At 71.7% G+C, this 12,257-nt stretch carries 9 protein-coding genes; 8 read left to right on the top strand and 1 reads right to left on the bottom strand.

What is annotated here, in order from left to right; genetic code table 11:
- Window positions 1-151 precede the first annotated feature (151 nt).
- The gene (gene valS, locus LOY02_RS09875) at window positions 152-2,830 is read right to left on the bottom strand and encodes a valine--tRNA ligase (protein WP_317182184.1); all 2,679 of its coding nucleotides are present in this window, start codon (window positions 2,828-2,830) and stop codon (window positions 152-154) included.
- Window positions 2,831-3,012: 182 nt separating this feature from the next.
- On the opposite strand from valS, the gene LOY02_RS09870 reads away from it, so the two are divergent.
- The 8 genes from LOY02_RS09870 to LOY02_RS09835 all read left to right on the top strand — a co-directional run.
- Window positions 3,013-3,786, top strand: coding sequence for a lysophospholipid acyltransferase family protein (locus LOY02_RS09870; RefSeq protein WP_317182183.1), 774 nt, complete (start codon window positions 3,013-3,015; stop codon window positions 3,784-3,786).
- Between the two features lie 93 nt (window positions 3,787-3,879).
- Window positions 3,880-4,650: a TIGR03936 family radical SAM-associated protein gene (locus tag LOY02_RS09865; RefSeq protein ID WP_317182182.1), complete on the top strand. Its 771-nt coding sequence runs from the start codon at window positions 3,880-3,882 to the stop codon at window positions 4,648-4,650.
- Window positions 4,651-4,864: 214 nt separating this feature from the next.
- Entirely contained in the window at window positions 4,865-8,038 is a 3,174-nt protein-coding gene (locus tag LOY02_RS09860; protein WP_317182181.1) for an Rne/Rng family ribonuclease, read from the top strand.
- Window positions 8,039-8,162: 124 nt separating this feature from the next.
- Window positions 8,163-8,471, top strand: a complete 309-nt coding sequence (gene rplU, locus LOY02_RS09855; protein WP_317182180.1) for a 50S ribosomal protein L21 — start codon at window positions 8,163-8,165, stop codon at window positions 8,469-8,471.
- 48 nt (window positions 8,472-8,519) lie between these two features.
- Window positions 8,520-8,789 (top strand): 50S ribosomal protein L27, encoded by a 270-nt coding sequence (rpmA, locus tag LOY02_RS09850; protein WP_317182179.1) that lies wholly within the window; start codon window positions 8,520-8,522, stop codon window positions 8,787-8,789.
- 142 nt (window positions 8,790-8,931) lie between these two features.
- Complete coding sequence (gene obgE, locus LOY02_RS09845) at window positions 8,932-10,455, top strand: GTPase ObgE (RefSeq protein ID WP_317182178.1); 1,524 nt, start codon at window positions 8,932-8,934, stop codon at window positions 10,453-10,455.
- Window positions 10,456-10,480: 25 nt separating this feature from the next.
- On the top strand, window positions 10,481-11,605 hold the full coding sequence (locus tag LOY02_RS09840; protein WP_317182177.1) for a sensor histidine kinase: 1,125 nt from the start codon (window positions 10,481-10,483) through the stop codon (window positions 11,603-11,605).
- Window positions 11,606-11,663: 58 nt separating this feature from the next.
- On the top strand, window positions 11,664-12,257 hold a 594-nt coding region (locus tag LOY02_RS09835), incomplete at its 3' end, for a response regulator transcription factor (RefSeq protein WP_317182176.1).

The following is a 12,257-nucleotide window of genomic DNA, read 5'->3' as shown; positions in this document are numbered from 1 at the left end:
TCGAGGCCACTCGACGAGGTCCAGTCGAGGCCACTCGACGAGGTCCAGTCGAGTGGCCCCGAACGCCGTGGCCCGTGTGGCCCCTGTGGCCCCTGTGGCGCGCCAGCCCGGTCGAGTGGCCCCGAACGCCCGCGTGCTTCGGTGCCGGCCGTCAGGCCGAGTGCGATGGCCGCTTGTCGACGGGGATGAGCTCGGCCTCGCGGACCTCGATCCCGTCGCCGTCACCGTAGGCGAGGTCCCCGATCCGGCCGGTGGCCCTGAGGTCTCCCTCCGCGAGGCGCACGTGGTCGAGCTGCACTGCCGGGCCGACGAGCGTCATCGTCCGCACCTCCGCCCGCATTCCCAGCTTGGCCTCGGACTTGACCTTGCGGACGCCGGCGAGGGCCTCGCTCACGGAGGCGAGCACGGCGGGGTCGCCCCCAGCGGGGAGCTCGTCCCGGGACGGCCAGGACTGGCGGTGCACCGAGCCCGACTCGAACCACGACCACACCTCCTCCGTCGCATACGGCAGGAAGGGGGCGAAGAGCCGCAGGAGCGTGTCGAGGGCGATCCGCAGGGCCGCTCGGGCGCTCGCCGCCTCGGCCTCGCCGCGGCCGCCGTAGGCCCGGTCCTTGACGAGCTCGAGGTAGTCGTCGCAGAAGGTCCAGAAGAAGGACTCGGTCACCTCGAGCGAGCGGGTGTAGTCCCACGACTCGAAGCCGTGCGTCGCCTTGTCGACGACCTCGGCGAGGGTCGCGAGCATCGACCGGTCCAGCGGGTTGGTCACGGCGTCCCGCAACGCCTCGGGCGTTGTCCCGGCCGAGCGGTCTCCGGAGACCTCGCCGAAGCCGAGGGCGAACTTCGAGGCGTTGAGCACCTTGATCGCGAGGCGACGGCCGACCTTCATCTGGCCGGTGTCGTAGGCGGCGTCGGTGCCCAGACGCCCCGAGGCGGCCCAGTAGCGCACCGCGTCGGCGCTGTTCTCCTTGACGACGTCCTCGGGCGTGACGACGTTGCCCTTCGACTTGCTCATCTTCTTGCGGTCCGGGTCGAGGATCCAGCCGCTGATGGCGGCGTTGGTCCACGGCACGGTCCCGTGCTCGTGGTGGGCTCGCACGACCGTCGCGAAGAGCCAGGTCCGGATGATGTCGTGGGCCTGCGGCCGCATGTCCATCGGGAAGAGCTTGCCGAACAGGTCGGCGTCGCTGCCGTGGGAGGTGCCGTCGCCGATCGGCCACCCCGCGGCGATCTGCGGCGACAGCGACGACGTCGCCCACGTGTCCATGATGTCGGGGTCGCCGACGAAACCACCGGGCTTGCCGCGCTGGTCCTCGGTGTAGCCGGGCGGGGCCTGGGCTGCCGGGTCGATGGGGAGGTCGTTCTCGCTCGGCACCAGGACCCGGTCGTGGTCGACCTCTCCGTGCTCGTCGACGGCGTACCAGACCGGGATGGGCACACCGAAGAAGCGCTGTCGGCTGATGAGCCAGTCGCCGTTGAGTCCCGAGACCCAGTTCTCGTAGCGCGATCGCATGAACGTCGGGTGGAAGGCGATCTCCCGGCCCCGCTCGATGAGGGCGGCGTTGAGGTCGGCGTCGCGGCCGCCGTTGCGGATGTACCACTGCCGGGAGGTGACGATCTCGAGGGGCTTCTCGCCGCGTTCGTAGAAGTTGGCCTTGCGGTTCGTCTTCTGCGGCTCACCGTCGAGGTCGCCGGACTCGCGCAGGGCGCGGACGACGGCCTCGCGCGCGCTGAAGGTCGTCTTGGTGGCGAGCTCGGCGGCATAGAGCGCCTCGCCGGGCCCGCCGGCGATCCACTCCGGCGTCTCGGCCTGGAGCCGACCGTTGCGGGTGATGACCGAGCGGGTCGGCAGGCGCAGCTCCCGCCACCACATCACGTCGGTGAGGTCGCCGAAGGTGCAGCACATGGCGATCCCGGCGCCCTTGTCCATCTCGGCGGCCTCGTGGGCGAGCACGGGGACCTCGACACCGAAGAGGGGCGAGGTCACCGTGGTGCCGAAGAGCGGCTGGTAGCGCTCGTCGTCGGGGTGGGCGACGAGCGCCACGACCGAGGGGATGAGCTCGGGGCGCGTCGTCTCGATGTGGACGACGCTGCCCGGCGCACCGGCGACGTGGAAGGCGACCCGGTGGTACGCGCCCGGGTAGTCGCGGGCCTCGAGCTCGGCCTGGGCGACCGCGGTCTGGAAGGTGACGTCCCAGAGGCCGGGGGCCTCGGCCTGGTAGGCCTCGCCGCGGGCGAGGTTGCGCAGGAACGCCTGCTGGGCCGTCGCGCGGGAGCGGTCGTCGATGGTGCGGTACGAGATGTCCCAGTCGAGGGAGAAGCCGAGGCGCCGGAAGAGCGACTCGAAGGCCTCCTCGTCCTTGACCGTGAGCACGTCGCACAGCTCGATGAAGTTCTGACGGCTCACCGGCTTCTCGTCGGCGGCCTTGCCGGACCTGGCGGTGCCCTCGGACGGCGGCTGGAAGTCGGGGTCGTAGGGCAGGGTCGCGTCGCCGCGCACGCCGTAGTAGTTCTGCACACGCTTCTCCGTCGGCAGACCGTTGTCGTCCCAGCCGATGGGGTAGAAGACCTCGAGCCCCTGCATCCGCTTGTACCGCGCCATGCAGTCCGTGTGGGTGTACGAGAACACGTGGCCGACGTGGAGCGAGCCCGACGCGGTCGGTGGCGGGGTGTCGATGGCGAAGACCTGGTCCCGGGGGAGGGAGAGGGCCCGCTCGCGGTCGAAGGCGTAGGTCCGCTCGGCCCTCCATACCTGCATCCACTTCTCCTCGAGTCCGTCGAGCGTGGGACGCTCGGGGATCCGCGAGGTCGTCGGTGCAGATGTGTCAGTCATGCGCCCAATCCTTCCATGCGGATCCACGTGCCCTCGACCGTGTATGTCGGTGCATCGCTGCGCCCGTATGCCGCTGGGCTCGCCCCAGAGGCGTCCGCGGTGTGGGGATGGTCACGGAGCAAACGCGCGATCCGGGCCCGTGGAGGATGACGGTCCGTTTCCCGGCAGGGCAGAGTGTCCCCATGGAGCCTGTCTACACACCGGTCATCACCTTCGCCCGGGGCGTCTTCGCGCTCCAGGGCCTGAGGTTCACGATGCTCGGGGAGGACAACGTCCCCAGGTCCGGGGGCGCGGTCATGGCGATCAACCACATCGGCTACATGGACTTCACCTACGCCGGCCTCGCCGCGCTGAAGTCCGGCCGGCTCGTTCGCTTCATGGCCAAGGAGTCCGTCTTCACACACCCGGTCAGCGGACCGCTCATGCGGGGCATGCACCACATCCCCGTCGACCGCACCGCGGGCGCGGCCTCCTACCGGGCCGCCGTCGAGGCCCTGCGCGGCGGGGAGATCGTCGGCGTCTTCCCGGAGGCGACGATCAGCCGCTCCTTCGAGCTCAAGGGGTTCAAGACGGGGGCCGCCCGCATGGCGGCCGAGGCCGGTGTTCCCATCCTCCCGGTCGTCATCTGGGGCTCCCAGCGAGTGTGGACCAAGGGCCACCCGAAGCGGCTCGGCCGCACGAACACGCCGATCTCCGTCTCCGTCGGGGAGCCGATCCCGGTCCCGGCAGACGCCGACCCGGAGCAGGTCACGGCGGGATACAAGGCCGTCATGCAGGACATGCTCGACGTGCTGCGCGCGACGTACGAGCCCCTCACCGGTGCGGACCTGAAGTTCCTTCCCGCGTCGATGGGCGGAACCGCGCCGACCCTCGCCGAGGCCACCCGGCTCGACGACGCCGAGGCGGAGGAGCGGCGGCGGCGGGCGGACGAGCGCCGAGCGGAGGAGGGGCACTGACAGCGGGCACTGACCGCGCCGCTCGGGCGCCCGGCCAGGCAGCGCGCAGCCGGCCCAGCGGCATACGGCACGGGGTCGGCTACCCTGCCGCGCATGGCCCCACCCCGTCAGCGTGTCCCCGAGGGGCCGGCGCCCGAGCCGGCCGTGCAGAGGCTGCGCGTCCGCTATGCCAAGCGGGGCCGCCTCCGGTTCACCTCGAGCCGGGACTTCCAGCGAGCGCTCGAGCGAGCCCTGCGCCGGGCTGACGTGCCGATGGCGTTCTCGGCAGGCTTCCACCCGCACCCGAAGATCAGCTATGCGAACGCCGCGTCAACGGGGACGGCGAGCGAGGCGGAGTACTTCGAGCTGCACGTCACGGAGCGGGTGGAACCGGAGTCCGTGCGGGCCGCCCTCGACGAGGCGCTCCCCGACGGGATCGACATCGTCCAGGTGGTCGAGGCGGGCCCGGGGGCGCTCGCCGACCGCCTCGAGGCGAGCGACTGGCGGGTGGAGCTCGCGGGCGTGCCGGTCGAGACGCTGCGCCGGGCCGTCGATCACCTGCTCGGGCTCGAGACCGCCGAGGTGACCCGGATGACGAAGTCCGGTCCGCGGACCTTCGACGTCCGTGGCGCGGTGGTCGCCGCGCAGGTCCAGTCGCCTCAGGATGCGGCTCGCGAGGCCGCGGCGAATGACGGGATCCGGCCCGACTGTGCGATACTGCGCATGGTCGTACGGCACACCACACCCGCCGTCCGCCCCGACGACATTCTGACCGCGCTGCGTGAGACTGCCGACCTGGCGCCACCGCGTCCGCCACTGGTGACGCGACTGGCCCAGGGACCGCTCGACACCGCAACCGCGAGGGTGACCGACCCGCTGGCCTGACCACCGTCCGATCAGCGAACCGGCTGCCGACAAGAAGGCCGACGGCATCAGATCATGGGGCCGCGCCCCCGCGCGAACCATTTTCAGGTGTAACAAGACGACTTCCGTCCGTCACTCGTGGCGCGACGACCGAATCGACCAGCACGCGTGTGTGCGGTGGTGAAGGCTCCGGCCAAGGGTGTGGGTCACCCCGCACCCGACGGGAGGTTGCCTGATGGCACCCAACGACACCACACCCACCGACACCACAGACGAAGGCACCACGCGCGGGGACAAGGACACCACGCCGTATGCCGCTGAGGGCCTTCCGGACGGCCCCGCAGACGGCGCCGCGCCGGCTCCCCGGAAACGTGCGACCCGGCGCACGGCGAAGAAGGCCGCACCGGCCCCCGAGAGTGCCGCGGCCGCCGACGCAGGCGCTGACCCGGACTCGGCTTCCGACTCCGATGCGACCGCGGAGGCCGCGCCCGCACCCGCGCGCAAGCGGGCCGCGCGCAAGACCGCCGCGCCCCGCACGCGCGCACCGAAGAAGGCCGTCGTCGAGACCCTCGACGTCATCGAGTCCGTCGCGGTCACCGAGGCGGGGGCCGGCGCCGAGCCCGAGACGGGGCCTGAGACAGGGACCGAGACCGGGACCGAGACCGGGACCGAGACCGGGAGCGAGAGTGGGCGCGCGACGCGGCGCGGGCGCAGGTCCCGGAAGGCAGCTCCGGAAGAGACGTCGGCCACGCAGGCCCCGGTCGAGCAGTCCGAGCCTGGTGTGAGGGGCCTCGCCGAGGACCTCACCGAGGCCCCTGCCGAGGAGGCCGAGGACGAGGCCGCCGCCGACGAGGCCGACGCCGCTGCCAGTGGGGCAGGGGCCGCCGCCGCACCAGCGATCCCGACATTCGACGTCCTGTTCCAGGCGCCCGACCCCGAGGCCGCGCTCGCGACCCCCAGCCGGCGTCGCCGGCGGGCGCAGGCACCCGACACGGAGGTGGCGCCGGAGGCCGACGCGCCGGAGGACCAGACCACCGGGAGCGCCGAGGCTGCTGAGGCCGAAGGCGGCGAGCCGGGCGACGACGACGCGACCCCACGCCGGTCCCGGCGACGCCGGGGCGGGAAGGGCCGGCGCGGACGCGGCGGAGCCGACGGGGACGAGTCGGAGTCCGAGTCCTCCGACGGCGAGGGCGAGCCGACGGCGCAGCCCAGCGAGGCCGCGAAGGCCGAGGAGCCCGAGACGACAGGTGCCGAGGAGGGCGCCGGCGACGACGAAGGCGTGTCGACCCGCCGCCGTCGTCGTCGCCGCCGCGCCGGAGCAGCTGACGGCGACGCAGGCGAGGAGGCCCCCAACGTCTCCACCCGCGTCCGGCAGCCCCGGGCGCAGAGCGACGAGCCGCTGGGCGTCAAGGGCTCGACGCGGCTCGAGGCCAAGAAACAGCGTCGGCGCGAGGGCCGGGAGGCCGGTCGGCGCCGCACGATCATCACCGAGGCGGAGTTCCTCGCCCGCCGCGAGGCGGTGGACCGGGTCATGGTCGTGCGCAACAAGGAGGGCCGCACCCAGATGGGCGTCCTCGAGGACGGGGTCCTCGTCGAGCACTACATCGACCAGGCCACCCACGTCTCGATGGCCGGCAACATCTACCTCGGGCGGGTCCAGAACGTGCTGCCCTCGATGGAGGCGGCGTTCGTCGACATCGGCAAGGGGCGCAATGCCGTCCTGTACGCGGGCGAGGTCAACTGGGACGTCGCCGGCCTCGACACCAACCAGCCCAAGCGCATCGAGAACGCCCTGACATCCGGCCAGACCGTGCTCGTCCAGGTCACCAAGGACCCCATCGGGCACAAGGGAGCCCGGCTGACCTCCCAGATCTCGCTGCCGGGCCGCTACCTCGTCTACGTCCCGAACTCGTCGATGACCGGGATCAGCCGCAAGCTGCCCGACACCGAGCGGGCCCGCCTCAAGAAGATCCTCCGCGACGTCGTCCCCGAGTCCGCTGGCGTCATCGTGCGCACCGCGGCCGAGGGTGCGACCGAGGAGGAGCTGCGCGCCGACGTCGAGCGCCTCAGCAAGACGTGGGAGGACATCCAGGCGCGGGCCGAGGCCGCCTCGACGGCCAAGGCCGGCAAGTCCAAGGGCAAGAAGAAGAACGGCGGGAGCGGGTCGAGCACGACCGGATCGGCGCCGATGCTCCTCCACGGCGAGCCGGACCTCACCGTCCGCGTGATCCGCGACGTCTTCAACGAGGACTTCAAGCAGCTCGTCGTCTCCGGCGAGCAGGCCTGGAACGAGATCCACCCGTACATCAGCTCGGTCGCACCGGACCTCGAGGACCGGGTCACGAAGTGGACCTCCGAGGAAGACCTCTTCGTCCACCACCGGGTCGACGAGCAGCTCGCCAAGGCGATGGACCGCAAGGTCTGGCTGCCCTCCGGCGGCTCCCTCGTCATCGACCGCACCGAGGCGATGACCGTCGTCGACGTCAACACGGGCAAGTTCGTCGGCTCCGGCGGCAACCTCGAGGAGACCGTCACGAAGAACAACCTCGAGGCCGCCGAGGAGATCGTCCGCCAGCTCCGGCTGCGCGACATCGGCGGCATCATCGTCATCGACTTCATCGACATGGTCCTCGAGAGCAACCGGGACCTCGTCGTGCGGCGGCTGCTCGAGTGCCTCGGCCGTGACCGCACCAAGCATCAGGTCGCCGAGGTGACCTCCCTCGGGCTGGTCCAGATGACGCGCAAGCGGGTCGGGTCGGGTCTCATCGAGGTCTTCTCCGAGACCTGCGAGCACTGCAACGGCCGCGGGTTCATCATCCACTCCGATCCGGTGGACAAGGGCGCGGGTAGCACCGAGCCCGACCAGGGCGGCACCCGGGCGGGCCGGCGTGGCCGCAGGGGCACCGCCGGGGGCACGAACGGCGGCAACGGGCCGCAGGCCCAGCCCGAGCCGACCAAGCCGTCCGGGCCGACGGCGGCGCAGATCGCAGCCGCGGCGCATGCAGCGGCGTTGAAGAGCGCTGCCGGGACCTCGGGGGTGGAGTCCGACGGTGAGCAGACGGCGGAGGGGGCGACACCGCAGAGCTTCCCCGAGGACGCCGGGCCCTGGCAGGGCCAGGACGAGCACCCGGCCGGGGAGCCCTCGGCCACCGGGACCGAGGGTGCCGAGCTCGAGTCGAACGTGGATGTCCCGGCAGGGCAGACCGAGCCGATCCAGGACACGGGCCAGCCCGACACGAGCCGGGAGGCGGCCGGGGAGCCGGACGCCACCCCGTTCGTCGAGGAGGCCCGAGCTCCTGCCGAGCAGCCCGAGCAGCCCGAGCAGCCGGCGGCGCCGCGTGGACGCCGTCGCCGTGGCCGGGTCGTCGCACCCGCCGGTCCGCCCCGGACGTCATCGACGGGGGCCTGAGGTCGGTTTGGTTCGGAGCCCCCCGAGCCGGTAATCTGGATCTTCGGTGCGCCCACCGGGCCCGTGTTGACGGGCCGGTGCCGAAAGCGGCGCCCCAGTCCTGAGTCAAGAGAGTGAGTTCACTGTGTACGCGATTGTTCGCGCTGGCGGTCGCCAGGAGAAGGTCTCGGTGGGCGACGTCCTGCTCATCGACAAGGTGACGGGTCAGCCCGGCGAGGCCGTGGAGCTCAAGCCGCTCCTCCTCGTCGACGGCGCCACGGTGACGTCCGATGCCGACAAGCTGTCGAAGGCCTCCGTGAAGGCCGAGGTCGTCAAGGCGGCCAAGGGCCCGAAGATCACGATCATGAAGTTCAAGAACAAGACCGGCTACAAGAAGCGTCAGGGTCACCGTCAGCCGCTGACCCAGGTCAAGATCACGGAAATCAACGCCTGACCGACGCTGCGCGTCGACGGCTACACGGACTCACAAGGAGCAACTGAGATGGCACACAAGAAGGGTGCGTCCTCGACTCGCAACGGTCGCGACTCGAACGCCCAGCGACTCGGCGTCAAGCGCTTCGGCGGTCAGCAGGTCAACGCCGGCGAGATCCTCGTCCGGCAGCGCGGCACGCACTTCCACCCGGGCGACGGGGTCGGCCGTGGTGGCGACGACACGCTCTTCGCGCTCGTCTCCGGGGCTGTCCGCTTCGGCACGAAGCGCGGCCGCAAGACGGTCAACATCGACAGCGTCGAGGCCGCCGCTGCCGAGTGATCACCCGATCACCGGCTGAGCCTCAAAGCCTCACGACAGGGCGGGCCCGCGTGGCCCGCCCTTTCGCATGTCAGCCGGCCCAGCGGCATACGGCCACGTGGGTATGCCGCCGGGCCGGCTTCTTCTGAAAGAGTGGACACCCATGGCAGTGAACTTCGTCGATCGGGCAGTCCTGCACCTGACCGCCGGCAGCGGCGGGCACGGGGTGGCCTCGGTGCGCCGGGAGAAGTTCAAGCCGCTCGGGGGTCCCGACGGCGGCAACGGCGGCCACGGCGGCTCGGTCATCCTCCGCGTGGACCCGCAGGCGACGACCCTGCTCGACTACCATCGCCACCCGCACCGCAAGGCCGAGAACGGCAAGCCGGGCGGAGGCGACGAGCGCAACGGGGCCGACGGCGCGGACCTCGTGCTGCCCGTCCCCGAGGGAACGGTCGTCAAGGATGCGGACGGTCGGATCATCGTCGACCTCGTGGGCATGGGCACCGAGCACGTCATCGCCCGTGGTGGGCGCGGTGGCCTCGGCAACAAGGCCCTCGCCTCGCCGCGCCGCAAGGCCCCGGGTTTCGCGCTCCTCGGCGAGCCGGGGGAGGAGGTCGACGTCGTCCTCGAGCTCAAGACGCTCGCCGACGTCGCCCTCATCGGCTTCCCGAGCGCCGGCAAGTCGTCCCTCGTATCGGTCCTGTCGGCCGCCCGGCCGAAGATCGCCGACTACCCCTTCACCACGCTGGTGCCCAACCTCGGCGTCGTCACGGCCGGTTCGAGCCGGTTCACCGTCGCCGACGTGCCCGGACTCATCCCCGGCGCCCACGAGGGCAAGGGGCTCGGCCTCGAGTTCCTGCGGCACGTCGAGCGGTGCTCCGTGCTCGCTCACGTCATCGACTGCGCCACGCTCGAGCCGGGTCGGGACCCGCTCACGGACCTCGAGGTCATCGAGCGCGAGCTGGCCCTCTACGTCCCCGATGCCGATCTCGGGGGTCGGCCCCTCTCGGAGCGGACCCGCGTCATCGTGCTCAACAAGGCCGACGTCCCGGAGGCGCGTGAGCTCGCCGAGATGGTCAAGCCCGACCTCGAGGAGCGCGGCTACGAGGTCCACATCGTCTCGGCGGTCGCGCACATCGGGCTCGCTGAGCTGACCTACGCGTTGGCCCGCCACGTCGAGGCGGCCCGCGCCGAGGTCGAGGCCGTCGTGCCCCCACGCGTCGTGCTGCGGCCCCGGTCGGTCGACGACCAGGGCTTCACCGTCACCCGGGAGACCGGCCCGGACGGGCCCTTCTTCCGCGTCACCGGCGAGCGGCCGACCCGGTGGGTGCGGCAGACCGACTTCAGCAACGACGAGGCCGTCGGCTACCTCGCCGACCGGCTCGCCCGGCTCGGCGTCGAGGAGGAGCTCTACAAGGTCGGCGCAGTCGCCGGTGACACCGTCGTCATCGGGTCCACCGACGATGCCGTCGTCTTCGACTGGGAGCCCACCCTCCAGTCCGGGGCGGAGCTGCTCGGCGCGCGGGGCACCGACCTCCGCCTCGAGGAGGCGTCCCGACCCACGCGCGAGGAGAAGCGCGAGGCGATGAAGGACCGCTACTCCGCCCGGGCGGCCACCCAGGAGGAGCTCGACACCGAACGACGTTCCGGGCTCTGGCACCTGCCCGACGAGGACGACGACGCCTGACGCGGGCGTGTCCTAGGGTGACCCCATGAACTCCTGGGGCGCGCTGCTGCGTCGCGGTCACCTCGGCACCGAGGCCGACCGGGCGACCTTCCGCACCCTGCACACGGCGTCCCTCGCCTCCCCGCCGCTCCGGACCGGCCTCAACGCGACCTCGGCCGAGCGATCCCTCAAGTACCTGCGCGCGCTGCTCGGCGCCCCGGCCGTGGCGATGACCGACACGAGTGACCTGCTCGCGTGGGACGGGAGCCACAACCACCACTCGAAGCAGCCGACGGTCCTCGCGGCCGGCACTCTCGACAACGGTCGCACTGTCGTCGTCGACGGGGCCGACATCGCGTGCGGGGAGCCGTCCTGTCTCGTGCGGCAGGCGATCGTCGCCCCCCTCGAGGTCGAGGAGAAGGTCGTCGGCACCCTCCAGGTCTTCACCGGGTTCGCCTCGGCGGGCCTGGTCCGGGCCACCAACGAGGTCGCCAGCTGGGTCTCGGGCCAGCTCGAGCTCGCCGAGCTCGATGCCTCGCGAACCCGGCTCATGGAGGCCGAGGTCCGCGCCCTCCGTGCCCAGATCAGCCCCCACTTCATCTACAACTCCCTCACGGCCATCGCCTCGTTCACCCGCACCGACCCCGACCGGGCCCGCGAGCTCCTCCTCGACCTCGCGGAGTTCACGCGGTACTCCTTCCGGCGGCACGGCGAGTTCACGACGCTCGCCGAGGAGCTGCGCTCGATCGAGGCCTACCTCGTCATCGAGAAGGCCCGCTTCGGTGACCGTCTGCGCGTCACCCTCCGGGTCGCGCCGGAGGTGCTTCCCGTCGTCGTCCCCTTCCTCTGCCTCCAGCCCCTCGTCGAGAACGCCGTCCAGCACGGCCTCGAGGGCAAGGTCGGCGATGGGGAGATCACGATCCTCGCGCAGGACGCCGACCACGAGTGCCTCGTGACGATCGAGGACAACGGGGTGGGGGAGGACCCCGAGAAGGTGCGTCGCGCCCTCGCCGGCGACGGCGCGACCGACTCCGTCGGCCTGGCCAACGTCGACGAGCGACTGCGCGCTGCCTTCGGCGACGACTACGGCATCGTCGTCGAGACAGCCGAGGGAGCCGGCACGAAGGTCATCGTCCGCCTGCCCAAGTTCCGTCCGGGAGTGCATGTATGACGCGACCGCACGCCACCCCGAGGGCTGCTGACCGGAAGGCATGCGCGGGGGAGTCACGGTGACCAGTCCCAGCCAGACCGCGTCGGGTGCGGCACCCGACCGCCTCCGGGTGCTCGCCGTCGACGACGAGCGCCCCGCCCTCGACGAGCTGGTCTGGCTGCTCGGTCAGGAGGACCGGATCGGCGAGGTCATCGCCTCGGACTCCGCGGCCGAGGCGCTCCGGATCCTCCACGAGCGGCCCGTCGACGCGATCTTCATGGACGTCCAGATGCCGGGCCTGACCGGCCTGGACCTCGCTCGCGTCCTTTCGCGCTTCACGACCAAGCCGCCCGTCGTCTTCGTCACCGCGCACGAGCAACATGCCGTCGACGCCTTCGAGCTCAACGTCGTCGACTACGTGCTCAAGCCCGTGCGCGACGAGCGGCTCGCCGAAGCGGTGCGGCGCGTCGTCGGCCGGATCGAGGGCCGTGAGACGGCGCCCACCCCCCAGGACGACAGCATCCTCGTCGAGCTCGCCGGCGTGAGCCGCCTCGTCCCACGCGCCGAGGTCCTCTACGTCGAGGCCCAGGGCGACTACGCCCGGCTGCACACGGCAGACGGCAGCCACCTCGTGCGCGTGCCGCTGACGACGCTCGCCGACCAGTGGCGCGAC

Source organism: Intrasporangium sp. (genome assembly GCF_032907665.1).
Taxonomy (GTDB): Bacteria; Actinomycetota; Actinomycetes; order Actinomycetales; family Dermatophilaceae; genus Intrasporangium.
The sequence above is the reverse complement of the archived record's forward strand: the minus strand, read 5'-3'. Positions and strand labels throughout refer to the sequence as shown.

Bases quoted from the DNA above. Each gene is read 5' to 3' on its own strand.
- LOY02_RS09840 (WP_317182177.1), top strand. From the start codon at position 10,481: ATGAACTCCTGGGGCGCGCTGCTGCGTCGCGGTCACCTCGGCACCGAG.
- rpmA (WP_317182179.1), top strand. From the start codon at position 8,520: ATGGCACACAAGAAGGGTGCGTCCTCGACTCGCAACGGTCGCGACTCG.
- obgE (WP_317182178.1), top strand. From the start codon at position 8,932: ATGGCAGTGAACTTCGTCGATCGGGCAGTCCTGCACCTGACCGCCGGC.
- LOY02_RS09860 (WP_317182181.1), top strand. From the start codon at position 4,865: ATGGCACCCAACGACACCACACCCACCGACACCACAGACGAAGGCACC.
- valS (WP_317182184.1), bottom strand. From the start codon at position 2,830: ATGACTGACACATCTGCACCGACGACCTCGCGGATCCCCGAGCGTCCC.
- LOY02_RS09870 (WP_317182183.1), top strand. From the start codon at position 3,013: ATGGAGCCTGTCTACACACCGGTCATCACCTTCGCCCGGGGCGTCTTC.
- LOY02_RS09865 (WP_317182182.1), top strand. From the start codon at position 3,880: ATGGCCCCACCCCGTCAGCGTGTCCCCGAGGGGCCGGCGCCCGAGCCG.